General features: G+C 61.1%; 25 protein-coding genes. 10 read left to right on the top strand and 15 right to left on the bottom strand.

Annotated elements, in window-relative coordinates; all coding sequences use genetic code 11:
* Positions 1–6: 6 nt before the first annotated feature.
* Positions 7–1,227, bottom strand: a complete 1,221-nt coding sequence (locus tag EC912_RS07650) for a helix-turn-helix domain-containing protein (RefSeq protein WP_132142534.1) — start codon at positions 1,225–1,227, stop codon at positions 7–9.
* Positions 1,228–1,319: 92 nt separating this feature from the next.
* Between EC912_RS07650 and EC912_RS07655 the strand changes: the two genes are divergently transcribed.
* Positions 1,320–2,084, top strand: coding sequence for a DUF899 domain-containing protein (locus EC912_RS07655; protein ID WP_132142535.1), 765 nt, complete (start codon positions 1,320–1,322; stop codon positions 2,082–2,084).
* Between the two features lie 105 nt (positions 2,085–2,189).
* Positions 2,190–2,891, top strand: coding sequence for a DUF2182 domain-containing protein (locus EC912_RS07660; RefSeq protein WP_243649187.1), 702 nt, complete (start codon positions 2,190–2,192; stop codon positions 2,889–2,891).
* A gap of 128 nt (positions 2,892–3,019) precedes the next feature.
* On the opposite strand, the gene EC912_RS07665 is transcribed toward EC912_RS07660, so the two are convergent.
* Complete coding sequence (locus EC912_RS07665; protein WP_132142537.1) at positions 3,020–3,481, bottom strand: hypothetical protein; 462 nt, start codon at positions 3,479–3,481, stop codon at positions 3,020–3,022.
* A 237-nt stretch (positions 3,482–3,718) separates the two neighbouring features.
* On the bottom strand, positions 3,719–4,126 hold the full coding sequence (locus tag EC912_RS07670) for a hypothetical protein (protein ID WP_132142538.1): 408 nt from the start codon (positions 4,124–4,126) through the stop codon (positions 3,719–3,721).
* Between the two features lie 369 nt (positions 4,127–4,495).
* On the opposite strand from EC912_RS07670, the gene EC912_RS19850 reads away from it, so the two are divergent.
* A complete protein-coding gene (locus EC912_RS19850) occupies positions 4,496–4,684 on the top strand; it encodes a hypothetical protein (RefSeq protein ID WP_428993090.1) in 189 nt (62 codons plus the stop codon).
* Between the two features lie 108 nt (positions 4,685–4,792).
* On the opposite strand, the gene EC912_RS07680 is transcribed toward EC912_RS19850, so the two are convergent.
* Genes EC912_RS07680 through EC912_RS07690 form a run of 3 tightly spaced genes read right to left on the bottom strand, consistent with a single transcriptional unit; the run spans position 4,793 to position 9,451 of the window.
* Positions 4,793–5,020: a hypothetical protein gene (locus EC912_RS07680; protein WP_132142540.1), complete on the bottom strand. Its 228-nt coding sequence runs from the start codon at positions 5,018–5,020 to the stop codon at positions 4,793–4,795.
* The gene (locus EC912_RS07685; RefSeq protein WP_132142541.1) at positions 5,017–7,851 is read right to left on the bottom strand and encodes an RHS repeat-associated core domain-containing protein; all 2,835 of its coding nucleotides are present in this window, start codon (positions 7,849–7,851) and stop codon (positions 5,017–5,019) included. The genes EC912_RS07680 and EC912_RS07685 overlap by 4 nt, the downstream gene beginning before the upstream one ends.
* 4 nt (positions 7,852–7,855) lie before the next feature.
* On the bottom strand, positions 7,856–9,451 hold the full coding sequence (locus tag EC912_RS07690; RefSeq protein WP_132142542.1) for an RHS repeat domain-containing protein: 1,596 nt from the start codon (positions 9,449–9,451) through the stop codon (positions 7,856–7,858).
* Positions 9,452–10,096: 645 nt separating this feature from the next.
* Here EC912_RS07690 and EC912_RS07695 point away from each other — a divergent pair.
* The gene (locus tag EC912_RS07695; RefSeq protein WP_132142543.1) at positions 10,097–12,085 is read left to right on the top strand and encodes a CocE/NonD family hydrolase; all 1,989 of its coding nucleotides are present in this window, start codon (positions 10,097–10,099) and stop codon (positions 12,083–12,085) included.
* Between the two features lie 22 nt (positions 12,086–12,107).
* Here the strand turns inward: EC912_RS07695 and EC912_RS07700 are convergent, their stop codons facing one another.
* Together EC912_RS07700 and EC912_RS07705 are read right to left on the bottom strand one after the other, a co-directional pair.
* The gene (locus EC912_RS07700) at positions 12,108–12,869 is read right to left on the bottom strand and encodes a pirin family protein (RefSeq protein ID WP_243649188.1); all 762 of its coding nucleotides are present in this window, start codon (positions 12,867–12,869) and stop codon (positions 12,108–12,110) included.
* A 132-nt stretch (positions 12,870–13,001) separates the two neighbouring features.
* The gene (locus EC912_RS07705; protein WP_132142545.1) at positions 13,002–13,586 is read right to left on the bottom strand and encodes an NADPH-dependent FMN reductase; all 585 of its coding nucleotides are present in this window, start codon (positions 13,584–13,586) and stop codon (positions 13,002–13,004) included.
* A 120-nt stretch (positions 13,587–13,706) separates the two neighbouring features.
* Between EC912_RS07705 and EC912_RS07710 the strand changes: the two genes are divergently transcribed.
* Complete coding sequence (locus EC912_RS07710) at positions 13,707–14,081, top strand: winged helix-turn-helix transcriptional regulator (protein ID WP_132142546.1); 375 nt, start codon at positions 13,707–13,709, stop codon at positions 14,079–14,081.
* Between the two features lie 12 nt (positions 14,082–14,093).
* On the opposite strand, the gene EC912_RS07715 is transcribed toward EC912_RS07710, so the two are convergent.
* The 3 genes from EC912_RS07715 to EC912_RS07725 all read right to left on the bottom strand — a co-directional run bounded on the left by EC912_RS07715 (position 14,094) and on the right by EC912_RS07725 (position 17,197).
* Complete coding sequence (locus EC912_RS07715; protein WP_132142547.1) at positions 14,094–14,849, bottom strand: slipin family protein; 756 nt, start codon at positions 14,847–14,849, stop codon at positions 14,094–14,096.
* A complete protein-coding gene (locus EC912_RS07720) occupies positions 14,846–16,252 on the bottom strand; it encodes an NfeD family protein (protein WP_132142548.1) in 1,407 nt (468 codons plus the stop codon). The genes EC912_RS07715 and EC912_RS07720 overlap by 4 nt, the downstream gene beginning before the upstream one ends.
* Before the next feature lie 81 nt (positions 16,253–16,333).
* The gene (locus EC912_RS07725; protein WP_132142549.1) at positions 16,334–17,197 is read right to left on the bottom strand and encodes an alpha/beta fold hydrolase; all 864 of its coding nucleotides are present in this window, start codon (positions 17,195–17,197) and stop codon (positions 16,334–16,336) included.
* A gap of 136 nt (positions 17,198–17,333) precedes the next feature.
* Here EC912_RS07725 and EC912_RS07730 point away from each other — a divergent pair, with 136 nt between their 5' ends.
* Positions 17,334–18,263, top strand: coding sequence for an AraC family transcriptional regulator (locus EC912_RS07730; protein WP_132142550.1), 930 nt, complete (start codon positions 17,334–17,336; stop codon positions 18,261–18,263).
* A 115-nt stretch (positions 18,264–18,378) separates the two neighbouring features.
* The gene (locus EC912_RS07735) at positions 18,379–18,720 is read left to right on the top strand and encodes a carboxymuconolactone decarboxylase family protein (RefSeq protein ID WP_132142551.1); all 342 of its coding nucleotides are present in this window, start codon (positions 18,379–18,381) and stop codon (positions 18,718–18,720) included.
* A 31-nt stretch (positions 18,721–18,751) separates the two neighbouring features.
* Here EC912_RS07735 and EC912_RS07740 read toward each other — a convergent pair whose 3' ends face one another.
* From EC912_RS07740 to ftrA, 3 genes are all read right to left on the bottom strand, one after another.
* Positions 18,752–19,099: a ribonuclease E inhibitor RraB gene (locus EC912_RS07740; RefSeq protein ID WP_132142552.1), complete on the bottom strand. Its 348-nt coding sequence runs from the start codon at positions 19,097–19,099 to the stop codon at positions 18,752–18,754.
* A gap of 76 nt (positions 19,100–19,175) precedes the next feature.
* Positions 19,176–19,565: an MAPEG family protein gene (locus EC912_RS07745; protein WP_132142553.1), complete on the bottom strand. Its 390-nt coding sequence runs from the start codon at positions 19,563–19,565 to the stop codon at positions 19,176–19,178.
* Between the two features lie 64 nt (positions 19,566–19,629).
* Positions 19,630–20,583, bottom strand: coding sequence for a transcriptional regulator FtrA (ftrA, locus tag EC912_RS07750; protein ID WP_207906782.1), 954 nt, complete (start codon positions 20,581–20,583; stop codon positions 19,630–19,632).
* A 116-nt stretch (positions 20,584–20,699) separates the two neighbouring features.
* On the opposite strand from ftrA, the gene EC912_RS07755 reads away from it, so the two are divergent.
* Positions 20,700–21,107 carry a rhodanese-like domain-containing protein gene (locus EC912_RS07755; protein ID WP_132142555.1) on the top strand — a complete coding sequence of 136 codons (408 nt, stop codon included), beginning with the start codon at positions 20,700–20,702 and terminating at the stop codon, positions 21,105–21,107.
* Positions 21,108–21,109: 2 nt separating this feature from the next.
* Here EC912_RS07755 and EC912_RS07760 read toward each other — a convergent pair whose 3' ends face one another.
* Positions 21,110–21,796 carry a TMEM175 family protein gene (locus tag EC912_RS07760; RefSeq protein ID WP_132142556.1) on the bottom strand — a complete coding sequence of 229 codons (687 nt, stop codon included), beginning with the start codon at positions 21,794–21,796 and terminating at the stop codon, positions 21,110–21,112.
* Positions 21,797–22,584: 788 nt separating this feature from the next.
* On the opposite strand from EC912_RS07760, the gene EC912_RS07765 reads away from it, so the two are divergent.
* Both EC912_RS07765 and EC912_RS07770 read left to right on the top strand, forming a co-directional pair.
* A complete protein-coding gene (locus EC912_RS07765; protein WP_132142557.1) occupies positions 22,585–23,250 on the top strand; it encodes a response regulator in 666 nt (221 codons plus the stop codon).
* Between the two features lie 5 nt (positions 23,251–23,255).
* Entirely contained in the window at positions 23,256–24,656 is a 1,401-nt protein-coding gene (locus tag EC912_RS07770) for a sensor histidine kinase (protein ID WP_343136933.1), read from the top strand.
* The last annotated feature ends 26 nt before the right edge of the window (positions 24,657–24,682 follow it).

Here is a 24,682-nt window from a genome sequence, read left to right on the forward strand (position 1 = left end):
TCCATCCTAGTACCCCGATAGCGGCGCTGGGAGTAACAAGGTCGTCGCGAATCCCGGCACCGGCGGGGTCATCCACCGACGCGCCCGCCCGTGACCGAACGACTGCACTTTACCTTCGACCGCAAGCAAGTCGAGTGTCCGCTGCACGGTACGCTGGCTGGTTCCAAGCGCAAGCGCCAGGGCCGAGCTCGACCACGACTCGCCATCGGCCAGGAAGGCGAGCACCGCCGCATGTTTCTCTTCGACCGGACGCAGCAGAACGACGACCTCGCGTGCACGATGCGGCACCAGTGCGAACCCACGCTTGGTCGCGCTCACGTCGGCCAGCGCGCCCAGCATCGCGCGAAGCCGCCCGACTTCGACGCGCAACCGCGCGCGATGCGATTCGTCGGCGTGCTTTGCCCGGAACACCCGTGCGACGAGCGCGTCCCTCGACACGTCCCCAGGCCACGCTTCGCCCAGCGCGCGTGCAAGCGCGAACAGTATCGGGCGTCGCGCCAGAGGAATCACCGTGCGCGCGTCGCGCACGACATGACGGCATGCGTCCACCACAAGCGCCTTCGACGCCAATAGCACCTCAACTTCCTCGAGCAGGAGCAGGCGCTCCTCACCACGAGTCATCAGGCGAGCAGACGGTGTGTTCAGGACGAGGGACGCACTTTCGATCTCTGAGGACAACGCGGGGATGCCCGCCTCACGTGCTTCGCGTGCGGCCCGGGCAAGCGCCGTGCGTGCCGCCTTCGTCCGGAGGCGGCGCATCGCAATCCCCGCGACGAGCAGTTCCCGGGCGGCCCGCGACGCGGGCGGGAGATGCGCGGGATCGCACTCGGCGAGCTTGCGCTCCGCCTCGTCGAGGTGCCCGATAAGAAGCAAGCGCCGGACTTCGAGATAACGCGCATGCGCGGCGTTCACATGGTCGCCATGCGCCTCGAGCGTCGCCCGTGCCGCATCGAGCGCCTTCGCAGGCCAGCCCAGGTCGCGCGAAACAAGCGCGATCTCGGCCTCGGCGACGACACATCTCGCACGGGCTACGGCTTCTTTGGAACCGAAGGCGCGCGCCGCACTGCGCATGAGTGCCTTCGCCCGAACAAGATCGCCGAGCTGGGCCATCGCGATGCCCCGAAGCGCCAGCGCAGGCGCGTCGTCGCGCAACGCGATGCGATTCAGTGCGCCGAAGGGATCACCCGCGGCTAGCGCGCGTGCCGCGGCCGTGATCAGCGAGTCCATCTGAATCCCGCCACACTTGTCACTCCCACCGTTCGGGTCCCCGGTTCCAGTCTATCTCACGACCACCAACCCAAAGGTCTGGAGAAAAGACGATGACGACACACATGACCGGAACTCGCGAAGAATGGCTGGCAGCGCGTATCGATCTGCTCCGTGCCGAGAAAGAACATACGCGGCACGGCGACGAGATGACGCGACGGCGGCAGGAACTGCCGTGGGTTCGGATCGACAAGGACTATCGATTCGAGACTTACGAAGGAAGCGTTTCGCTGGCGGAACTCTTCAGAGGATGCTCGCAACTCCTCGTCTATCACTTCATGTTCGGACCCGATTACACGGCGGGATGCCCGTCCTGCTCGTCGATCGCGGACGGCCTGAACGGTGTCGCCGTTCACCTGGCGAACCACGACGTCATGGTGTCGGCGGTATCGCGGGCGCCACTCGCGAAGTTGCAGGCGTACAAGCAGCGGATGGGATGGACGTTTCCGTGGGCGTCCTCGCTCGGCAGCGACTTCAACTTCGACTTCAATATCTCGTTTACCGAGGAGCAAGATCGCGAGGGCACCGTCGAATACAACTACCAGCGCGGCGGCCATGCCATGGACGCGAAAACCGCTCCGGAGCCGGTCGTCCGGTTGGCGGCCAGCTGCGGAACCGACGCGCCCACATACGCGCGCGACAGGCCGGGCTTAAGCGCCTTCGTTCTTGAGGACGGCGTCATTTACCACACGTATTCCACCTATGCGCGGGGCGTGGACGGCTTCTGGGGCATGTATCAGTGGCTTGATCGCGCGCCCAAAGGGCGTAACGAAACAGGCATCTGGTGGCGCCGCCACGACGAGTACGACAAGGCCTGAGCAGAAGCCATGGCTTCCGAACGAGTTTCGCGGCAAGCATTCTTTGGCGCCTCGGTACTGCTTTTCGCCGCAAGCGCAGCGATAACGATCGTCTGGTGCGCATCCATGTCGACGGCAGGCGAGATGCCGATGCCCGGCGGCTGGTCGATGTCGATGGCATGGATGCGGATGTGCGGACAGACGTGGCCGGGCGTCGCGACATCGTTCCTCGGCATGTGGATCGCAATGATGGCAGCGATGATGCTGCCATCCCTGGCGCCAGGGTTGTGGCGCTATCGACAGGCCGTCCGCAACACAGGCGTGACGCATCCGGGCCGGCTGACCGTGCTGGTTGGCGTGGGGTATTTCTCCGTGTGGACTGCGTTCGGCATGGCCGCATTCGTGCTGGGCGTCGCGCTGGCGGCGCTCGAGATGCAGATGCCGGCGCTCGCGCGCGCCGTTCCGATCGCGGTCGGCGTAGTGGTCCTGATCGCCGGCGCGTTTCAGTTCACCACATGGAAGGCGCATCACCTCGCTTGCTGTCGTGAAACCCCTGGGGCGCGGTCGCCGGTACCCGCGGATACCGGCACGGCCTGGCGATACGGTCTGCGCCTCGGCCTTCACTGCAGCTACTGCTGCGCCGGCCTGACGGCAATCCTCCTCGTCATCGGAGTCATGGACCTGCGCGCCATGGCCGTCCTGACGGCTGCCATCACTGTCGAGCGCCTTGCGCCGGCACCCGCAGGTAAGCATGTCGCGCGGGCCATCGGGGCTGTCGTCGTCGGAGTGGGGTTACTTCTGATCGCGCTGGCAGCCGGGCCTGGGTGACGCATCCGCATCGAGTGGGTCGTTGAGCTGATGGCGCAACATGGGCCTGTCGCAGACCGACATTGAAAGCGGAACGGGGGTGAAACAGGCAACGCCCTCTCCGCCCCGCTTCCGGCTATCCCTGCCTTTTACCTTCCCGGCGACGGCTTTACCCACTCGATGAATGGCGCGACAGCCTCCTGCTCCGCCATGCGCCCGGCTTCGTCCGTAACGCTTTCCGGCACCCATTGCGGAAAGGGAATCTCGCGATTCACGTGCTTCCCCGAGGCGGTGTGTTCCTGATGAACCTGAGTGATCCGATCGGGCACGAAGTGTTCCGCCGCGCGAACGAGCGACGGCCATAAGCGCCGGTGCACCATCGTCAACTTGCCATCGACCAACCGGCAGACCAATACCTGATCGGACTCGGCGATAGCACTGAGGATGGCGAAGATACGGCGACCTTCGGGATGCGCCCACCAGCTACCTCGGATCGACTCCCCCACGATGGCCTCGGTAAGACGAGGCGCGCCGCCCTTCGCCGAGACGAGCACGACGCCGTGCTCTCGTACAAACGTCAGGGCGTCTTCCGTGCGGGTGATCCGGTTCATAGGTTCGACTACATAACATATCTATCTGTGGAGCCGAAAATCGAGACGATGGTAACAAGTGGACTCAACCATTCCCGCCCCGATTTTTCGTGTCTCAGTCCTTCTTGATCGATTCCACTTCTATACCAACCTGCTTGCAGGCTGGGACAGAAATCCCCCCCAATGAAGATCGAATCATCTTTAGCGATAGCTTCAAGTCATTAAGCCGGAACACGTACCTGAGGTGGCTGGCCGTACTTAGTCTGTGGCAGCGTGATATGCCCGATCACATAGCTCTCGATCACCTGCTTCGCACTGCTTCGCAATATTAGCAATTACTGCCAAGCGATCCGCGGGAACGGTGTCGTCGATATGGCGAATGACGAACGCAATGAAAAGAGGATCTGTCTTCTTAAGTGCGCGAAGAGACGCCATAGCACTAGGGTCTTTCGCAATCACCCGCCCGACACTCTCACTGTAACCTTCAGCAATAGCACCATCATCGCATCCTGAAAAATGCCGATACGCAGCACGGAGACTCGACAACGAAGGCAACGACGAGGCTTGCTGTTCCGCCGCAATAGCCATTGCCTTGTCACACTTTTTTGCCGCTTGAGCCATAGGAGCGATCAGAACCATACAAGCAAGTACAAGCCCTACTTTCATCTTAGTGCTCCACAGTAAGCGTAGTAATCGGGTCACCCCGATGTTCAAGATCGCCCATTAATGCGGTTGCTCCATCGGTGGTTCGAATACATCCATTGGTCGCAAAATTGACCCCAGATCGACCCGCGCGATCGGTACTATTGGCACGCCCCGAATGAACGCCACATCCGATGCAACCTGGCACGTTGATACGATATTGCCATTGGAACCGTCGCACGGATAACGGAAATGAGTTCTGCGACAAAGCAGTGCTGACCTAGGCAAAAGCACGTGGCGTCACGCTACGGCTGATCGAGCCAGGAAAATTCAACTAGAACGCCTACTGTCGAGTCCTTCAATGGCCGCCTACGCGATGAGTGCCCTATGAGCATGTTTCATCAGCCTTGCTCACGCTCGGGCTGTCATCGAGGCGTGGCGACGCGACGCGAATACAACGGTGAGCGCCCCAAGCGAGCGCTTCGCGGACTAACGCCATCGGCCTATTTCCGACGACTGGCTGCTGAAACGATTACGATTACTGCCAGACTCCGAAGCGAAGCGCTACTGAGAACGGGTTGACATCGCGGCGCTATCGTCTTGCACGCGAAAGCACTTAAAAAAGCACAGAAAATACAATGACCGAGAAGCTTATCAGCCCGTCCGGTGAGGTTAACTGTATTAATGACGTCAATGTGGAGGGCGGCGTTGCCTCATCCAATTCAAGTGCAATACAAAACCGACCACGGTCAAAGCGAAAGCCGCGACGAAAGTAATCACACCAAGGCCAGGAAATCCCACGAGGAAAACGCCAAATGCGATAAAAGCGAGAAGAACCCCAAGGACTCCAAACCGGAAGCCCTTGAAGCGCGGCTGGCTCAATATTTCTTTCAGATCGAACTTATATTCCGGCGTCATCGGCAACTCTTTTCCGTTTTGGGCTCTGGCTCGCGCGCGCAGAGGAATTGAGTATGGCAAACAAAAGCACCTAAATAAGTCCCGCCCCCTATGCCAAAGATACCTCTACTAGCCGAAACCTGACCAGTCGCCCCATCGATCTCAACTCCGGCCCCAGCAGTAAGACCACTCCCGACATCAGCAGTGATCAAAGCAGTCATCTGGGGCCCGGAGCTAAGGGCACCGGTACCTAGGCCTCCAGCAACGGAAACGTTGGCGGCAACTCCTACTCCAGTAGCCGCCATTGCACAGAGTTTGGTGTAAAAACACATATTGGGTGTCGAATCGACAGCGATACCAAATTCGCTCTGCTCGCCCAGAAGTGCGCCGACGGCAGTTTCATTGAGACCTATAGACCCATTCGCAACAGCTGATGCGCCCTTACCCCATCCGCACCACGAAGCGTCGATCCTACAATAGGTATCATCAAGCGCCAGGGGATCGATTTTTCGGAACGGATTTCCGGAAACGTAGCCGTAGGTACTGGGGCCGGCCAGCATCCCTACGGGATCACTCTGATGATAACGCCCTGTCGATGCCTCATAGTTGCGATTGAGGTTGTAGCTCTGCCCTGACTCGATGTCGTAGTACTGCCCCGGAAAACGAAGATTAAAAGTGTAGCCGCTGCTCGATACGGGCCGCTGCTCCCCAAACGGATTGCCCTGATAAGGCCACTGCCATTGCGTCACACCACTGGCATCAGTGACAACTCGGGGCGTTCCCAGCCCATCCGCAACTACATAGTTCATTGTGCTGACTGTGCCAGTCGTGTCCACTACGGCAACGGGCAGATCATCCAACCAAATATAGTCGCGATTGTTCGTACCATATTCGCCGATTAGCTGACTATTTTGATCGTACGCAAAGCGTTCATTGATGGTCTGCGGCAACGTGGCCGTCTTGGCAATGCGCTGACCCAAGACGTTATAGGTATAGGTTCCCACCGTGACGCCGTTGCGCTGTACTACGGTCAAACGGTTCCGGCCGTTGTAGCCGAAGCCAAAGGTTTCGCCACCAACCGCACTACCGGTGGTATTGCCATTCGGATCGTAGGTACGCGCAGCATTGCCGATGGTGGTTAGCCAGTGCGTGCTGCTCTGATAGCCATAGCTGCCGGTAGCGAGGCCGCCCCCCGATTTGCTCAGACGGTCGCCTGTCTTGCTATAGGTATAAGCCTCAATGGCTGCGCCCGCCGAGTCGTTCACTGCACTGAGCCGATACAGCGGGTCGTAGGTGTAGCTTTCGGTCGCCAGAGTGGCGCCAGCCGTCGCGCCCAATGAAATGATGTTGCCCATGGCATCGCGTGCGAAGTGCAGGCTAAACGCAGGACTGGTGAGATCGGTCAATTGGTAGTTTGCGTCGTAACTACGCGTAATGGCCTGACCGTTGCCCAACATATAACCGGCAATGGGGCCAAATGGCAGATAGCTGATCGCACTGACCACCGCTTGTCCCGCACCGCCCGACGGCGTCACCGAGACCCCACTGACCCTGCCGAGCCCGTCGCGGCTGTACTGAGTGATGGTCAAGCCCGGACTGGTCATGCCACCAAGGCGCCCAGCCAGGGTGTAGCTATAGCTCGTAATGTCGGTCATCGCGCCCTGAATCTGACGCTTTTGCGTGATATTGCCTCGGGCGTCATAGCAGAACACGGTAGTGACCGCCGCCTCGACGATCCGGGTCAAGCGACCAATGGGATACGAGTTGGCGCATCCCGTGGAGGCATTAGCTTCGTCGTAGGCATAGGTGACATTGAGCGCCGCGTCGGCGTAGCTCACCGAGGCCGCTCGATTGAGGGCATCGTAGGAAAACGTGTTGACGACGCCCCTGGCATCGGTTTGTTGGATCCGGTTGCCTGCCGCGTCGTACGTGTAGCTCGTGGAACCGGTGTCCGGACTATGCAACCCGGTCAGATTACCCAAGCCATCGTGATCGTATACGGTGTTCAGACCATCTGGATCGCTAACACCTTCAAGATTGTCACTGGCATCGTAGGACGAGACTGACTGTGTGTTCCGTGTCGCTATATCGGTGCCGTTGTAGTTGTCTATCGTACTGACCAAGCGATTCAAGGCATCGTAGCCTTGCTTGCGCTGCACGTCAGCCGCATCGGCGCTATGCGTCGGATGACCCTCTGCGTCATAGCCGTCTGCCGTGTCGAAGGCAAGAATCGTCCGGTTTAGTGCATCGACAACCGTTAGCAACTGGCCGAGACTATTGTAAGTGCGCGATACGGTTCGCTTCACCGTACCCAAGGCATCAATAGTCTCCTCTTTGGTCTTATTTCCCGCCGCGTCCAGGGTGTAGTGAATATGATTACCCGCGCCATCGGTGATGTCAGTGACCCTATTCGCGCCATCGTAAGTGTATTTGGCCACAACGCCATCGGCGTCCTGGCTTTGGGTAACGTTGCCGACAGCATCGTAGGAAAATGAGGTCGTCGCCGCACCACCATTTGCATCGCGCGTGGTCGTTGCAAGCCATCCCTCGGACGTATACGTCATCGTCGTGACCACACCGTTCGGGTCAACGATTCGGCCCGCATGCCCGTACATATCGTAGCCGCCGTACGTTGTCATATGCCCCAAGGCGTCGGTAACCGTTGCTAGCCGCCCTTGTCCGTCGTACGTGTATTTAGTCACATCCGCGACATCCGTTCTCGGACCATCCAGAGTCTCGATCTGGCCATTCGCGTTATAGGTGACTATCGAGACTCGATCTGCGGCGGCCACTTGGGCGCATGCTGCCATCAGAGCCAGAACAAGAGGTGACAAGCGCAATCCATTCTTCATGACATCATTCCTTGATTGAATGGACGTTAGTGGAAAGCAATCGGCCCTTCGGATCGTACGAATACGTAGTAATCCGATCAACGCTTGTCACGGTCGCTGGACGAAAGCTTTCGCCATCCCAAGTCGTGCTTGTAGTGCGAGCCTGAATCGAACCCTCAGCCTCGACTCGTCGCGTTTCACGTCCGAGCGCATCGTAGGTGTACGAGGTTACATGCCCCAGCGCGTCTGTCTTTGTCGCGACCTGTCCATTCACGGTGTATGTATAACTGGAATTGGCCGCAGGGCATCCAGGTGCTGGCTCACCCTCGATGGCGGTAACACGCTTGACGCCTTGTACAACGCTGTACCGATACACGACGGCATGGCCAAGCGCATTCATCACTGTCGCTGAACCATCGTCGGCATAGACAACCGACACCTTATTGGCGCCACCAGCCAGCTCGTTCGAGAGTGCTCTGCCCTGCGAGTCGTAAGTCCAACTCGCTGAGCGAACGCCTCTCTCATCGATTAGGCCAGTGATCTTCTTTGGATTGGCCTCATCTTCGTACAGAAATGTACGCGTGGCTGCGTGCCCTGGCCAACTGCGCGTTACCGACGCGAGACGTGCCGATGCGTCGAACTGGTAGCTAACAACCAGATCGCCTGCGGTCATTTTCGACAGTCGGCCGCTAACATCGGCCACGAAAGTCAGCTTATGTCCACGCGAATCCGTCACCGTCGCCGTCGTGTTGTAGGCGGTGTCGGTAACGTAGCTCAACGTCTGGGCCAGGCCGTTTGCGTTCTGCCACCTGATCAAGCGACCTCGGGGGTAATCAAAAGTCATTTTTTCATTGGTTGGAGCCGCGTAGGTCCACTGCCCCCCTTGATAGGTCGCCGTCCCCATTTCGCCTGGCTCAGCGGTGGCTACATTATTCTCCACTGCGAAGACGGACTGCCGACCATCCGCGAAATTCATCGCAAGAGAATGTGGATCCACAGGAGCAAGCAGCGCCGCATAACTGTGGTCCCAAGTACCTATCTCACTATTATAGGTACGACTAAAGCGGAGCTCTCCATCCGTATCTTCGTAATCCACCTCCTCCTCAAATACGTTGCCCGTACCAACGTTGATAGGGTCGCCACAGGACACTACACCTACCACCGCAGGGTTATTTGGGTTGCCTAGTTCCTTATACGGCTGCTCCTGATCCGAGGTTTGGCAGGCACCGGAAACGGGGTTGTAATACTGCCCATCCTGGCAATTGTTACCTTCTCGACTAATGTAGTAACCAATACTAGTCACTGAAGTCGAGGTGACATTGCCGTTGCTATCCAGGAAGGAAATTGTTGCGGAGGTATGGCACCCGTAAACCAGTACTTTTGGCGGGTAGGATTGGAAAACCGTGGGCGGTTGATACGGAAGAGGCGCGACCGGATTTTTTCCGGCTCGCGCAGGAAAAATAACGGATTGACTGTAGTCGTATGCTGCGTGACACGTTTCGTCGGCACTCGCGAAATGCGCGTCAGCCAACGGGGGAATATTGTAGATGACATAGTAATAGTCATTGGCTGAAGCAGGCCCTGTGGCCAACAGCAATATCGAGAATATTATGAGTCGCATACCGTCCCCTGGATGTGTGCGATGACGTTGACCGCCCCTGTCTCGCTCACGAATAGAAAGTGAAGCGAAATTGTTTACGAGTTAACACCGTGGGACGGGGCATGCCTGTAGGGGATAGCTGATAGACGCGTAGGCGTTATCCGAACACCATGATTTCGTGACAACGCTCACGTTCCGGTAGTCAGAGTCATTTTCGCAGTTGCATCGAATGGAGCGCGAGAAAAACGGATTGAAGATAATGAATGACTTCACACCTCGGGCTCGATTTACTACCAGGGCATCACCACACAACCGCCGGAACCCGCATCCAACCGAGCATCCATGCCGAACCCGCCGAGAAACACCTCGTCGTGGGAAACAATAACGATGGCACCGGGATAGCTCCGAAGCATCTGCTCCATCGTTTGCACAGAAGACAAATCGAGAATGAGGCTTCGCCACGCTGCCGTTCCGGCTTGCGCTGCTCCAGTTCGCGGACGGCGTACTCGTGTTCCCGCGCTATGCATTCAACGTAGAACGAATATCCGGCGAAGGAGAACACGGCTCCGCTGGCACGCGCTTCATACGCACCGTGCCATTAGTCACGACATTTACCCTTCGGGAGCAATTTGCCAGACTGCGGCGATTACCCCAAAAGGCCACGCCATGCGACCGCTGCGCCCTGCCCTGTCTTCCGCCGGAACCGCATTGTCGTTTGGCGCGGCGACGTTCCTGCTCGCATTGGCCCAGCCCGTCGCGGCGCAGGCCGTTCAGACGCCCGAACAGAAAGCCCTTGTCGCCAAGCGCAACGACATCGAGAAGCAACTCGGGGACATCGCCGTCATCGATCGCAAGGTGATGGTGAAGATGCGCGACGGCAAGCGCATGGCGGCGGATGTTTACCGTCCGAAGGACGCCACCGGAAAAGTCCCCGCGATCTTCGTTCGCACGCCGTACAACTTCAATTTCTGGGACGTAAAGATCGGTGCGCCACGCGACATGAGCCGCGAACTGGCTGCCGTGAAACGCGGCTATGCGTACGTGGAAATGAACGAGCGCGGCCATTACTTCTCGGAAGGCAATTACGAGATCCTGGGGGCACCCGTCACCGACGGTACCGACGCGGTCCGCTGGATGACGTCGCAGCCGTGGTCGAACGGCAAGGTCGGCACCACGGGCTGTTCGTCGACCGCCGAGTGGCAACTGGCCGTGGTGGCCCAGAACGAACCGGGCCTGGCCGCGTTCAACGTGCAGGGCTTCGGTGCCGGCGTGGGCCGCGTCGGTCCCTACTACGAGCAAGGCAACTGGTATCGCGGCGGTGCCGTGCAGATGCTTTTCATCGACTGGCTGTACGGCGAGCAGAACCAGGTGCGGCCCATGTTCCCGTCCAACGCATCGCAGGCGGACCTCATCCGCGCCTCGAAGGCCTTCGATCTCGATCCGGCCATGCCGCCGGTGGACTGGAACAAAGCGTTCTGGCACCTGCCCGTGAAAGACATCATGAAGTCGATCGATGCGCCGAAAGGCATCTTCGCCGATGCGATGGACGTACCCACCGGCGGCAATATGATCGCCCGCACGCCCAACAGTCCGGCCTGGTACAAGGGCGGCCTGTGGCACGACAACATGCAGGTGAAGAAACCGGGGCTCTGGTTCATGAGCTGGTTCGACGTATCCGTCTCGCCGAATCTCGCCGCTTATAACCACGTGCGAGCCACCGCACCCAAAGCCATCGCCGATCAGCAATACGCCATCATCGCGCCGGTACTGCACTGCGCGTACACGCGCGCTACCGAGCACACGATGATCGGCGACCTCGACGTGGGCGATGCCCGCTTCGACTACGACGGACTGGTCTATGGCTGGTTCGATCGTTTCCTGAAGGGCCAGGACAGCGAGGTACTCGCGAAGCAACCGAAGGTCATGTACTACGTGATGGGCGAAAACAAATGGCGCAATTCGCCCACCTGGCCGCCCGCCGGTGCGATCACGCGCGACCTGTTCTTTACCAGTGAAGGCAAAGCCAACACCCTCTACGGCGACGGCAAACTTGTCGCGGCCGCCGGCGATACCGACCGTCCCGACACCTTCGTCTATGACCCGGCCAATCCCGTGCCGACCTTCGGCGGTGGCGGCTGCTGCCAGGGCACCGCGGTAAAATTCGGCTCGTTCGACCAGACCTCGCAGGAAGCACGCAACGATGTGCTGGTCTACGACTCCGAACCCTTCAGCGAAGGCACCGAAGTCAGCGGCCCGATCACCGTAACGCTTTACGTATCCTCAAGCGCGAAGGACACCGACTTCACCTTCAAGGTGATGGACGTCTATCCGGACGGCAAAGCGTTCAATCTCACCGAGAACATCCAGCGCATGCGCTACCGCGAAGGCTACGAGAAACCACCCGTGTGGATGAAGGACGGCGAGGTCTACAAGGTGACCTTCCAGCCCATCGACACGAGCAACTTCTTCTTCCCCGGTCACAAACTGCGAGTGGCTGTATCGAGCAGCAACTTCCCTCGTTTCGATCGCAATCTCAATACGGGCGGCAACAACTACGACGAGGCCAAAGGTGTCATCGCGCACAACGCGGTGCATCACGACACCGCGCATCCGTCGAAGATCACCTTTACCGTGGTTCCGCGAGCCCAACCGTAACGAACCGGTTCAATACAGGTGCTTACAAACGTCCTTCCTGCACGAGATGCTCCCTGATCGACAGGATATGCGCTTCGCCATCGCGAAGCGCTTCCGGCGACGTATGCACCGAGTAATACCCCATCACCAGGTCATGCTCGTGCGGAACAGCCGAGCCGAGAACGAACTCGGCATCGGTCAACGCTTCGAATTCGACGGCTTCGTTCGATGGTTCGAATGCCGCCAGATACCCGTGCTGCAACTCCTCGGGCGCCGATAGCGCGCCCGAGGCGACGGCGACCCACAGAACGGTGTGGCCCGCCGGGGGCTCGTAGCGCCAGCGCTCGCCGGCCTTCAGGCGCACGGCGAGGTAATTGATCGGCGAAGGCGACTTCAGTGCACTCGACGCCGATCCGTAGTTGCCCAACAGCACCCGCGCCGGACCATCCGTCGGCACGTCTTCCGGCGCCTGGTAAACACTGAACGTCGGGCCCAGTTCCAGTTCCGGCGGCAAGGCAATCCATAGCTGGAATCCTCGCGTCCGGCCCGCTTCGTCGAGACCGCCGCCGTGCCACATACCGCGTCCCGCCTGCATCCATTCGACGCCGCCAGCCGGCAGCGTGCCTCTCGTATCGTCGGGGTCGATGTAGTTCACCGCGCCTTCCACGAGGTAGGTCAGCGTCGCGATACCCGAGTGGGGATGCAGGGGTCCGGCGAACGGCGCGCCGCTGTGATCGAACAGATCGAGAAACACGAACGGCTTCAGGATCTGACCGACGTCCGATGGACTCATCAAACGGGTCATGGGGCCGTGCGTCCGGCCGCGCGTGCGCTGCACGATCGACCGCGTACGACTCGGGGATAGCGATTTAGCTGTGGCAAGAGACATGGCAATTCTCGGTAAATAACGCGGAAGCGAACCGCCGCGCATGGGTGGTCAGACGTTCCCGGCGCGGGCCGATTTCAAGGCGGCGGTCCACCAGAGCAGATCGTCGATCATCGCGTCGGCGGGCTGGCCCAACTCGGCTAGTCCCGCGTCGACATCGCCGCCCTGGTAATGAGCCCACAACGTCGCGACGGGGATATGGACCGACGTGCGGATCGGGGCAACCTGAAGCTCGATCATCGATTCACGAAGCTGCTGCACGCTGCGCACACCGCCCGCGGAGCCATAGCTCACGAAGCCGGCCGCCTTGCGATGCCACTCCGGATAAACCCAGTCGAGCGCGTTCTTGAGCACCGCGGCCGGACCGTAGTTGTATTCGGGAGTGACGAAGACGAAGCCATCGGATTGCGCGATCGCGGCGGTCCATCGCCGGACGACATCGTTTTCGAATGCCGGACGCCCGGGCATGGCCGGCGTCATGGGCTGGTCGAAGAACGGCATCGGAAAGTCGCGCAGGTCGAGCAGGCGTGCGTCGATGCCATCGCGCTTTTCCAGGTGCTTCAGAATCCAGTGCGCGGGCTTTTCGGAGAAACGGCCTTCGCGGGTGCTGCCGACAATGACGGAAATGACGGTCATTCGTTTAGTCCTGTGGTTCGCCAAGATGAAAGTCAGGTATCAAATAGTTACCTGGACTAACATAGATACCCGAGCTATCGTTCACAAGAACGCACAGCTCTGATACCTGGGAACACCGGAATGACCGTCCACCTACCCGATACAGCCAGCGAGGATTGCCGCGCCATCAGTTCCATCCTGGCGCGGGTCGGCGATAAATGGACCGTGCTGATCGTTGTCCTGCTTGGCGATGGCCCGAAACGGTTCAACGAGATCAAGCGCATGGTCGGCGGTATTTCACAGCGGATGCTCACCTTCACGCTGCGGGGATTGGAGCGGGACGGGCTGGTGACCCGGACGGTTTATCCCACCACGCCGCCGCGTGTGGACTACGAGCTGACGAAACTCGGCAGTACCTTGTGGACGGCCGTGGAACCGCTGGGTTCGTGGGCACGCAATCACGTGAGCGAGATCCTCACATCGCGAAAGCAGTACGACGGGAACGACGCAAGCTGACGTCAACCCATCTCAGGGCTTGGGCAGCAGATCCATCAGCGGCTTGATCAGGTCCAGCGGCAGCGGAAATACGATAGTCGAAGCCTTGCCGCTGCTGGACACATCGACCATCGTCTGCAAATAGCGCAACTGCAAAGCCTGCGGCTGCTGCGACAGCATGGCGGCGGCATCGCGTAGTTTCTCAGCCGCCTGCAATTCGCCTTCGGCATGAATCACCTTGGCGCGGCGTTCGCGCTCGGCCTCGGCCTGGCGGGCTATAGCACGCACCATCGTTTCGTTGAGGTCGACATCCTTGATTTCGACATTGGCGATTTTGATACCCCACGGATCGGTCGCCTCGTCGAGTATCTGCTGCAGGCTGCGATTGATCGAATCGCGCTGGGCAAGGATTTCGTCCAGCTCGTGCTGACCGAGTACCGAACGCAGTCGCGTCTGCGCCAGCTGGCTGGTGGCCTGCAGGAAATCCGCCACCTGCAATACCGACTTATCCGGTTCCATCACGCGGAAGTACACCACGGCGTTGACGCGTACCGAAACGTTATCGCGCGAGATCACATCCTGGGGCGGCACATCCATCACCGTGACGCGCAGGTCCACACGCGTCATCCGCTGCACGATCGGAGCGAGGATCACCAGGCCGGGCCCTTTGATTCCCGTATAACGACCGAGCGTCAGCACGACACCCCGCTGATACTCCGGCAACACCTTGATCGACAGAAACAGCAGTGCCACCACGATGGCTACGACAACGCCAGTGAATCCGATCATGAAAGTTCTCCTTCGCGCGCCGGCACAGGTATCACCTGGAGCAACAAGCCCTGACGACTTGTCACGCGCACGCGCGTACCGGCGGGAAGCGCCGCCTCGCTATGCACGCGCCAGCTCTCGCCGCCGATGCGTGCCCAGCTTTCGCCACCGGCCATTACCGCCTGCAGCAATTCGCCGGTAGCCCGCAACATCTGTTCGTCGCCGTTGAATACGTGGGCCCGGCGCGCACGCATTACCAATCGCAAAAGCAACGCGAGCAAAACGATCGCACTGCTCGCGATGCCGGCGATCACACCCAGGTTCACCGCATAACCGGGCACCCCCGTACGGAACAGCATGATCGATCCCAGCACGAACGCGACCACGCCGCCGACACCCAGCACACCCGCCATAGGCACGAATACTTCCGTCAGAAGCAAAGCGAGGCCCAACGCCATCAGCGCCAGTCCGGCGTAGTTCACCGGCAGCAATTGCAAGGCATACAGACCGATCAGCAAGCAGATGCCTCCGACGACGCCCGGTAAAAACGCGCCAGGATGAAACGCCTCGAGAATCAGGCCATAAATGCCGACCATCAGCAGGACATAAGCGATGGTCGGATTGGTGATGATGGCAAGGAAACGCTCTCGCCAGTCCGGCAGATAGTCGCTCACGGGCAAGCCGCGCAGTTTCAGCGTAATGGTTTGTCCGCCGGCCTTCACGCTATGGCCGTCGGCCTGCGCCAGCAACGATGCGACATCGGCCGCGACGAAATCGATCACGTGTTGATCGGCCGCTTCGCTGGCGGTCAATGTGGCCGCGCCGCGCACCGCCCGTTCGGCCCAGGCGGCGTTACGGCCATGCAGCTGGGCCAATGAACGGATGGACGCGATAGCGTCGTTGAGTACCTTTTGCGATTCGGCATCGGGTGCCGGTTCGTGTTGCGCTGGCGTGCTGGCCGATTTCGCGGGCGCGAGCGGATTCTGCGCCGGTGCCGGCATGGGTGAACGACCGCCCAGGCTGACCGGCGTCGCCGCACCCAGATGCGTGGCCGGCGCCATCGCCGCGATCGGACAGGCATACAGGATATAAGTGCCCGCCGAGGCCGCCCGCGCGCCACCCGGAGCGACATAGCCAAGAACGGGCAGCTTCGAAGCGAGGATGTCGGCGACGATACCGTCCATCGATTCGGCCAGGCCACCGGGCGTATCCATCTGCAACACAACCGCCGTGGCACCGTCTTCGGCGGCGTGCCGCAACGCGCCGTGGACATACTCTTCCGTGGCCGGCCCGATCGGGCCGGTCAGTTCGATGCGGGCTACGAAACCGGCGTTTGTCCGTACCGGCCCAGGGGATTCGCTGGCGAAGGCCACCAGCGAAATGCCTATCGCAACCACGCAGATGAGCCAGAGCACTCGTGACATCTCGCCCGCCTCCTGTCGTCACAGTGCGCCGTCGAGTGTTGTCGCAATGTCTAAAACCGGACTCCTGTCGCGAACCGGGTATCAGGCGTGCCTGTCCAGGAACGGCAACATCAACGCCGCGATTTCTTCCGCATGGGTTTCCAGGGCGAAATGGCCAGTGTCCAGCAGGTGGACCTCGGCGTCGGGCAGGTCGCGCCTGTATGCCTCCGCGCCAGCCGGGAGAAACGCCGGATCGTGGCGCCCCCATGCCGCAAGGAAGGGCGGCTGGTGGCGACGGAAGTATTCCTGGAACTCCGGATACTTCGCCACGTTGCTTCGATAATCCAGTATCAGGTCGAGCTGAATCTCTTCGGCATCCGGTCGCGCCATGTAGGCGATATCGAGCGTGTAGCCATCCGGCGACAGGCGCTCGGGATCGGCGCCCGTCGTGTACTGCCAGGTAATGGCCTCGGGAGACAACGCTTCACGACATACCTCGCGATGCTCTGGGGTCGGCTCGCGCCAGTACGTCTGCCACGGCCCCCATACGCCGCTCAGGCCTTCGACGTATGCATTGCCGTTCTGACTGACGATAGCCGTGACGCGTTCGGGATGCGCCGCTGCAAGCCGGAAACCCGTGGGTGCGCCGTAGTCGAACACATATAGCGCATACCGCTTCAGACCGAGTGCGACCGTAAAACCGTCGACGATGCGCGCCAGGGCATCGAACGTGTAGCTGAATTCCCCGCGAGGTGCTGCTTTCGTTTGCCCGAAGCCCGGCAGATCGGGAGCGATCACACGATACCGCTGAGCCAGAAGAGGGATCAGGTCGCGGAACATGTGACTTGCGGTCGGAAATCCATGCAGCAAGAGAAGGACGGGTGCGGCGGGATCGCCGGCTTCGCGGTAGAAAACGTCGACGTTCTCGACTCGCTGCGTACGATAGGACAAACGATGTTGTGTCATGGCGCTCTCCTGTGACCGGTCATCATGCGGTGGGTAACCAGCGTCAACGATAGGCACGAGGTATAAGAACGCCTATGCGCCAGCGTCGCGCTCCGTTGCCCTATCGTCTCAACCGCACCGTCAAGGTCTCTGCGTCATGGACATTCTCAGCGAACTGATCGAGGCCCATCCCGGGCGAGGGAATTTGGATGCCCGTTGCCAGTGGTCGGGCCATTGGTCGCTTATTCACGAGGCCGAGGCGCCGGGCACCGTGCGATATCACGTCGTCGTCGACGGCGAGCTTTACGTCGAGATCGCCGGACAACCGCCCTTCGTCGCGGGAACGGGCGACGTAATCATGCTGCCGGGCGGAGACAGGCACACCCTCGCGGCGAACGCGAAAGACGAAGGCGCCGCGCCGCCGGCGTACCGGCTAAGGCCTCATCCGCTGGTGCAGTGGCGCAAGAGCGACGACGAAAGTACCGCGGCGCTCGATCTGTTCTGCGGCCTCATCGACTTCGGCGAAGGCGCCACCGTGCTGCTTCGCGCGCTGCCTCGCGTATTGCATCTGCCGGCGGGAGAAGGCCCCTGCATCCAGGCCGCCCGGTCGGTGGTGGCATTGATGCGTTACGAGATACAGAACCCTTCGGATGGATCGCGCGCCCTTATGGGGACGCTTTCCCAGTCGCTGTTCACGCTTACTCTCCGTTACTGGTGGCGGACCGACAGCCATTTGCAAGGCATTATCGGCCTGTTGCGCGAACCGCGTCTGCGGCCGGCCGCCGTGACGATGCTGACGCGATACATGGACGATGTGACGGTTCCCGCCCTTGCGGACGCATGCCACATGTCGCGCGCCAGCTTTATCCGCCTCTTCGAAAAGACGACGCAGGACACGCCAGCGGCCATGCTTACGCGCATGCGCATGGATGCCGCGGCGGTCAGGCTGTCGCGCACGAAAGAGAACGTCGGCCAGATTGCCGCGTCGGTTGGCTTCCAGTCGGACTCCGCCTTTATCCGCGCCTTCGAGCGCGAAAAGGGTCAGTCGCCCAGCGCTTATCGCCGCCAACTCAGCGGCAACGATTGAGACGAATGGGCAATCGACCGCGGCGACAAGCGATGTCGCCGGTTTCCCCACGGGTCCATAGTATCGACAGCGGTGAGCAACCCGCCCTCCGCATCGCGATCGATGGAGACATCCCATGCTCGACTGGCTGACATATCGCAACGAACTGATGAGCAAGATCGGCGAGCTCGGCAAGCTCACCCCCGATACGATTGCCGGCTACCAGACGCTTTCCAGAGCCGGGCAGAAGACCGGCCATCTGGACGCTAAGACCCGCGAACTGATCGGACTGGCCGTGGCCGTGACCACGCGCTGCGACGGGTGTATCACCGTGCACACCGGCGAAGCGCTGAAGCATGGTGCCAGCCGCGAGGAAATCGCGGAGGCACTGGGTGTCGCCATCGCGCTCAACGCGGGCGCGGCGCTCGTTTATTCGGCACGCGTGATGGATGCCGTGGAACAGCACGCCAAGGCGTGAGGTACAGGGTCGGGAGGGGTGGGACTTTATCTCACCCCTGCGACTCGCAACCCCAACCGTCGTTGCTACCGCCAAGCGGTTCGGCACCGTCGGCGAGCAACGTCTCGAAACCCGAGATGTTTTCTACCGTCGGCAGCATGAAGGGGTGAACCCGAACTTCCCACGGCAGTTCTTCGTTTTCTTCATACGCCGAGAACGATACTTTCAGATCGTTCCGAAGCAGATGAATCGCGAACTCGAGGGCAGCGCCCTCCGTCGGAAAGAGGATGGAAAAATCCATCTCGCGAGGAATGGAGAGATCGTCGCCCTGTTCCACCATCTCCCGAAGCACGGCGCGGTTTTCGTCGTCGGCGGCGGACGACACAATATCGTTTGTCATAAAAGTCCCGCTTGTCGGTTCAGCGGAGCTTAGCGTGTCACCGCCGATTTTCAGAAGTGCCGCCCGATGCCGATGGTCAGAAGAGCACCGCGAGAACCTGCACTATGCCCCATATGGAAACCGCCCAGATCAGCGTCCGCAGGTAAGGAATGCCGATGATGTAAACCGGCAGATACACGAGACGTGCCCAGAAGAAAAGCTGGACACCCAGGGCGGTTGCCGGCGACGTTCGTTGCGCCAGCACAACCGTGAGCACCGCGGCGGCAAAGAATACAAAGGTTTCAAGCAGGTTGTGCACGGCGCGGTCCGCACGAGCCGCGGCCCCGGTCAGGGCAGGCGTCGATCCGTCGCGGTTGCTTGCGTTCCAGGCCAATCCACGTTGCATGGCCCCCAGACCGGTCGCCACAACGATATAAACCAACCCCAGCAACACCGACCAGCCAAGCATCTTCAATTCGATGGGCATACCGCCTCCACGGCATTGATGGTGACCGGATCATGCGCCACGACGATCGATAGCGCCATCATGGTCAATTACCGGCGAAACGGGCCCTGTAACTGGTGGGACTGGCACCCAGACGTTCCCGGAAATGATGACGCAACGTCATCGACGTACCGAATCCGCTTTGCTGTGCGATCCGGTCCATCGACAGGCTCGTGGTTTCCAGCAGTTCGCGCGCGCGTTCCAGCCTCGCTTTGACGAGCCAGTCGCCCGGCGTCTCGCCTGTCGCCTGACGAAAGCGGCGGAGGAACGTGCGCTCGCTCATCGTCGCGCGGGATGCCAGCGCCGCGATGGTGAGTGGTTCGACGGCGTGTCGTTGCATGTAATCGAGTACCGAAGACATCGCATCGCGTTCGCGCGTGGCGACGGGTCGCTCCACGAACTGCGCCTGCCCGCCTTCGCGATGGGGTGGAACCACCAGTCGACGCGCCACCGCGTTCGCAATCGCAGGTCCGTGATCGCGGCGTACCAGATACAGGCAAAGGTCGAGGCCCGCAGCGCTTCCCGCCGACGTCATCACCTGGCCCTCGTCGACGTACAGCACATCGGCATCCACTTCGATGGCGGGATAACGCGTGCGCAGCGCATCCGCATAACGCCAGTGCGTGGTCGCCCGACGGCCATCGAGAAGACCCGTCGCCGCGAGTACGAAAGCTCCCGAACAGATCGACACCAGTCGCGCGCCGCGTTCGTGCGCGGCGCGCAACGCGCGAATCAAAGCTGGCGGAACGGGAACGTCGATACCCTTCCACCCCGGCACGATGATCGTCCCGGCCTCGGGCAACCGGGAAAGACCGTGGTCGGCCGCGATACGCATACCGTACGCCGCACGCAGCGGTCCGGATTCCGTCGCGCATGTTTCGAAGCGATACCAGCTCGCATCGAGTTCGGGGCGTGGAAGTCCGAAGACCTCGGCCGCGCAAGCGAATTCGAAGTTGCACAACCCGTCGTAGACAAGGGCCATGACAAGCGGATTGGGCATTTTCGCGGGCATCGGCATGAATGGCCTGATTTGATCGAACAATGGCAATACCGCCACTGTAAGACCGAAGGGCCCGGGGGAACAATGGCCCCACATCCACCACCCGGAACCCGCCCATGCCGACCGCAGTCACCCGCACTCCCGCCGCTCCGTCCGCACTGGCCCTGGCGCATTTCGAGGCCGGCTTCGCGTTCGAAACCGACTGCTGGGATACCCACGAAGCCATGGCCCAGCCGGACCCGGATTTCGTCGTGCTCGATGTGCGGTCGCCCGCGCTGTACGAACGCGGCCACCTGCCCGGTGCCGTCAGTCTTCCGCACGGAAAGATCATCGAGTCGCGCATGGCCGCCTGGCCGGCCGATACGCTTTTCGTCGTCTACTGCGCGGGACCGCATTGCAATGGCGCTGCACGAGCGGCGGTACGCCTGGCGCAACTGGGGCGTCCCGTAAAACTCATGGCCGGCGGTGTGACGGGCTGGCTGGACGAGGGTTTCCCGCTGGAAGAAGCGTACTCGCCCGCGTAATTTCAGCCACCCACCGCCCCGGCGTCCGGCTCGGGACGCTTCCCCCGGCGCCAGCGCGCGAACAGAACGACCACGCCCGGCATCAACACCAGCGGAAGATTGCTGAATCCGGGCCAGAAGAAGCCAAGCACGAAGGCGATGGACGCCATGATCGGCAACGCAAGACTGCGCCGGCGGATCATGGCGATATCGGCGGCGGATACGTCGGGCTTCAGGAAAGGCTCGCGCAGTGCGCGCCGGATCAGGCGTATCTGCAACAGCCCGGCCACGATCAGCGTGAACGCATAGAAAAGTTCCGGCACTCTTTCCGCCGAGTGGGAACTCATCAATGCCGTGGAGAACGGCATGAAGGCAACCGCCATCAAAAGGACGAGGTTCGGCCAGACCAGGGTGGGATCGAGGCGCCGCAGCATCCCGAACACCCGATGATGCGCGACCCACATCGCACCGACCACGATAAAGCTGAGTATGAAACCGGCGAAATTCGGAATGAGATTCGCGAGCGTAATGAGCCATTCCTTATCCGTGGACACCTCCGGATGCGGTACATGGATCTCGATAATCAACAACGTGATCGCGATCGCGAACACCGCATCCGAAAAAAACGTCAGCCGTCGAGCTGCTGATCCTGACCGGTCGACATGTATTTTCCCCAAGTGATGCTTCCCCGATCGGCATTGTACGGCCATATAACTGTGGCGCAGATCGAATGGAAAACCGGAAGCGCGACCTGCCCGATTTCCGTTGGCATGCCTCCCCCTCACCGCCGCTCCTGTGCAGGCAGGAGCCCAGTGCGGTGCAGTGGGTTATCGCGATCACGCTCGATCATCTCTTCGCCGTAGCGTCGTGCATCGATGCTTACCGCGCGCGTTTCTCGGATTAAGTCGAAAACATCCATCCGCCCTCACCGTCACCCCGGCGTACGCCGGAACGACGGTGAGGGAGTGGCAGCGGTTCGCGCGCAGGTCGCGGCAGGTCTTGTGTAGGAGCGCTCCTGAGCGCGATGTCCTCGAGGTTGCAGGAAGTGCTGAATCACCGTTATCGCGATAACCCACTGCACCGCACTGGGCTCCCGCCTGCGCAGGAGCGACGGTGAGGGGTGAGATGGACAAGGGATTGTCAGTGGTGCGCTTTGCTCGTCACACCTATTGCGTCGCCGCTCGGTGGAACCAGCCGGCCCCCTCGCCGGGCCCGGTAGGAGGGCGAGGGTGGACTGGCGGAAAAGGCCCCGCAGGGGGAAGGGGCAGGACGCCCCTTCCTCGGTGCGCGGGCAGGAAGCCCGCTCACCGAGCCCCGTCAGTCCACCCGCGTCGCGCAGCGACCGCCCGACGTGGGCCCGGCGAGGGGGTCGGCTGGTTCCATGCAGCACCCGCTCAAGTCGCGACGCTCCTCCAGCGAATAACTGGTCAAACACCGCGCAGAACACAACCAATACGATATGGTTCGCTCCGAAGGAAGACCAAGGAGACACCCACCCGTGCACATCATCGTCGTCGAGGACGACCTCCAGTTGGGCGCAGCCATTCAACGTGCGTTGGAGCGCCTCTCCTACACGGTTACCTGGCTTCGCAACGGTGGCGAGGCGCTGATGGCGCTTCGCGACCAGACCGCCGACCTGATCCTTCTGGATCTCGGCCTACCGGGTAAAGATGGACTGGACGTGCTGATCGAGGCCCGACGTGCCCGGGTCGGCACGCCCGTGATCGTCATGACCGCCCGCGACGCGCTGGAATCGCGCATTCAGGGACTGGATGCCGGTGCCGACGACTACATCGTGAAGCCCTTTCATCTCGACGAACTGGCGGCACGCATTCGTTCGCTGACCCGGCGCGCCCAGGGTCTCGCGGACAATCTTGTGGAAGCGGGTACCCTGTCCATGAATCTTGCGACATCCGAAGTCATCTATCGCGGCCAGCGGGTGGACCTGACCCGCAGGGAGTTCTCGCTGCTGCAGATCCTGCTCGAACGGGCGGGACGGATCGTGCGGCGCGAAACGCTGGAAAACTCCATTTACGGACTCGACAGCGCCATGAGCGCGAACGCGCTCGAAGTGCTGGTGCATGCCGTGCGACGCAAGCTCAGCTTCGAAGCGATTCAGACCGTGCGCGGTTTCGGTTACATGATTCCGCGGGACGCCGCATGAAATCCATGAGTATTCTGACTCGCCTGCGCTGGCTGATCATCGGCCTGATGCTGGTTATCCTCGTGCCGCTCGGTTTTTTCAGTTTCAAGAAAACACTGGCGGAAATCGACGAGCTTTCCGATGGCCGGCTGGCCCAGGCCGCGCGAACGCTGGATGTGCTGGTCAGGCATATCGGCGTGGACGCGCTGCGCGAGCAAGTGGACAGCCGACTTCACGTGCCGATTTCCGGGGTTCACGACAATCCGATCACGGTGCAGGGACACACGTTCGAATCGGAAGTCGGCTACCAGGTGTTCGATCGGCAGGGCCACGCCATCCTCGCTACCGACAATCTCCTCGTGCTGCCGCGCCCGGACGGCGCCGATGCGGATGGCGATTTTCAGGACACAAAAGCCAACGACCATTTGTGGCGCGTGTATACGTTGGCCGATCCGGATGAGGGCGTCACCATTCGCGTGGGTGAGCGCTACGACAGCCGGCACGACATTACGCATGCGTTGTGGATCGAACATGGGCTGCCGCCGCTGATCCTGCTGCCGTTGCTTGCGTTGCTTATCGGCTGGGCGGTCCGGCGCGGACTGCGTCCTCTCGACGCCCTGGTCGGCGCGCTGACGGCGCGCGAGCCCGGAAGCCACGCACCTATCGTGCTGGACGATGCGCCGCGCGAACTCGAACCGGTCGTTGCCGCGCTCAATGCGCAGATCAGCAGTATCGAAGACGCACTGGAGCGCGAACGGCGCTTCAGTGCGGACGTCGCGCACGAACTGCGCACGCCGCTTTCGTCCACCATGATCAACCTCGAAAACGCCATGGCCGTGCCGCGTGGCGAAGACGCCAGTGTCGCGCTCGGCTCCGCGCGTGAATGCCTGGAATCGCTTGCGCGACGCATCGAGCAGTTGCTGGCCCTCGCCCGCCTCGAAGCCGGTGCGGCCGCAGGACCGCGCGTGGCGGTCGATCTGGGGCGCGTCGCACGGGACACCATCGAAGAATTATCTCCGCTGATCGCCGATAGCGACGTCGAACTCAGCGTGGCGTCGCTGCCCGAACATATTCCGATGCTGGGTTACGAGGCGGCGCTCGGGGCCATGCTGCGCAATCTGCTGGAGAATGCGCTGCGCCATGTGCAGGCGGGAGGCCAGGTGTCCCTGTCTATTGCGCAGGACGCGAAGGAAGTCACGATCGACGTCGTCGACGACGGTCCCGGCATCCCTCCGGAACGCCGCGAGCTGGTATTCGCGCGTTTTCACCGTGAGCCGGGAACCGGCGGCGATGGATTCGGCCTGGGGCTTTCCATCGTGCAGCGTGCAGCGCATTTCCACGGCGCGACGATCGATTTGCTGGATTCGCCACTGGGGCGCGGACTGCGCGTCCGCGTGCGCATTCCCAATAACGGACAAGCGGCCTGACGTCGCTTTCACGGTACATCGGGAGA

It is taken from the genome of Luteibacter rhizovicinus (assembly GCF_004342265.1).
Taxonomy (GTDB): domain Bacteria; phylum Pseudomonadota; class Gammaproteobacteria; order Xanthomonadales; family Rhodanobacteraceae; genus Luteibacter; species Luteibacter rhizovicinus_B.

Bases quoted from the DNA above. Each gene is read 5' to 3' on its own strand.
- EC912_RS07650 (WP_132142534.1), bottom strand. From the start codon at position 1,227: ATGGACTCGCTGATCACGGCCGCGGCACGCGCGCTAGCCGCGGGTGAT.
- EC912_RS07680 (WP_132142540.1), bottom strand. From the start codon at position 5,020: ATGACGCCGGAATATAAGTTCGATCTGAAAGAAATATTGAGCCAGCCG.
- EC912_RS07660 (WP_243649187.1), top strand. From the start codon at position 2,190: ATGTCGACGGCAGGCGAGATGCCGATGCCCGGCGGCTGGTCGATGTCG.
- EC912_RS07770 (WP_343136933.1), top strand. From the start codon at position 23,256: ATGAGTATTCTGACTCGCCTGCGCTGGCTGATCATCGGCCTGATGCTG.
- EC912_RS07735 (WP_132142551.1), top strand. From the start codon at position 18,379: ATGCTCGACTGGCTGACATATCGCAACGAACTGATGAGCAAGATCGGC.
- EC912_RS07725 (WP_132142549.1), bottom strand. From the start codon at position 17,197: ATGACACAACATCGTTTGTCCTATCGTACGCAGCGAGTCGAGAACGTC.
- EC912_RS07700 (WP_243649188.1), bottom strand. From the start codon at position 12,869: ATGACCCGTTTGATGAGTCCATCGGACGTCGGTCAGATCCTGAAGCCG.
- EC912_RS07665 (WP_132142537.1), bottom strand. From the start codon at position 3,481: ATGAACCGGATCACCCGCACGGAAGACGCCCTGACGTTTGTACGAGAG.
- EC912_RS07715 (WP_132142547.1), bottom strand. From the start codon at position 14,849: ATGATCGGATTCACTGGCGTTGTCGTAGCCATCGTGGTGGCACTGCTG.
- EC912_RS07705 (WP_132142545.1), bottom strand. From the start codon at position 13,586: ATGACCGTCATTTCCGTCATTGTCGGCAGCACCCGCGAAGGCCGTTTC.
- EC912_RS07655 (WP_132142535.1), top strand. From the start codon at position 1,320: ATGACGACACACATGACCGGAACTCGCGAAGAATGGCTGGCAGCGCGT.
- ftrA (WP_207906782.1), bottom strand. From the start codon at position 20,583: ATGCCCAATCCGCTTGTCATGGCCCTTGTCTACGACGGGTTGTGCAAC.
- EC912_RS19850 (WP_428993090.1), top strand. From the start codon at position 4,496: ATGTTTCATCAGCCTTGCTCACGCTCGGGCTGTCATCGAGGCGTGGCG.
- EC912_RS07695 (WP_132142543.1), top strand. From the start codon at position 10,097: ATGCGACCGCTGCGCCCTGCCCTGTCTTCCGCCGGAACCGCATTGTCG.
- EC912_RS07720 (WP_132142548.1), bottom strand. From the start codon at position 16,252: ATGTCACGAGTGCTCTGGCTCATCTGCGTGGTTGCGATAGGCATTTCG.
- EC912_RS07760 (WP_132142556.1), bottom strand. From the start codon at position 21,796: ATGGCCGTACAATGCCGATCGGGGAAGCATCACTTGGGGAAAATACAT.
- EC912_RS07690 (WP_132142542.1), bottom strand. From the start codon at position 9,451: ATGCGACTCATAATATTCTCGATATTGCTGTTGGCCACAGGGCCTGCT.
- EC912_RS07740 (WP_132142552.1), bottom strand. From the start codon at position 19,099: ATGACAAACGATATTGTGTCGTCCGCCGCCGACGACGAAAACCGCGCC.
- EC912_RS07670 (WP_132142538.1), bottom strand. From the start codon at position 4,126: ATGAAAGTAGGGCTTGTACTTGCTTGTATGGTTCTGATCGCTCCTATG.
- EC912_RS07755 (WP_132142555.1), top strand. From the start codon at position 20,700: ATGCCGACCGCAGTCACCCGCACTCCCGCCGCTCCGTCCGCACTGGCC.
- EC912_RS07710 (WP_132142546.1), top strand. From the start codon at position 13,707: ATGACCGTCCACCTACCCGATACAGCCAGCGAGGATTGCCGCGCCATC.
- EC912_RS07745 (WP_132142553.1), bottom strand. From the start codon at position 19,565: ATGCCCATCGAATTGAAGATGCTTGGCTGGTCGGTGTTGCTGGGGTTG.
- EC912_RS07685 (WP_132142541.1), bottom strand. From the start codon at position 7,851: ATGAAGAATGGATTGCGCTTGTCACCTCTTGTTCTGGCTCTGATGGCA.
- EC912_RS07730 (WP_132142550.1), top strand. From the start codon at position 17,334: ATGGACATTCTCAGCGAACTGATCGAGGCCCATCCCGGGCGAGGGAAT.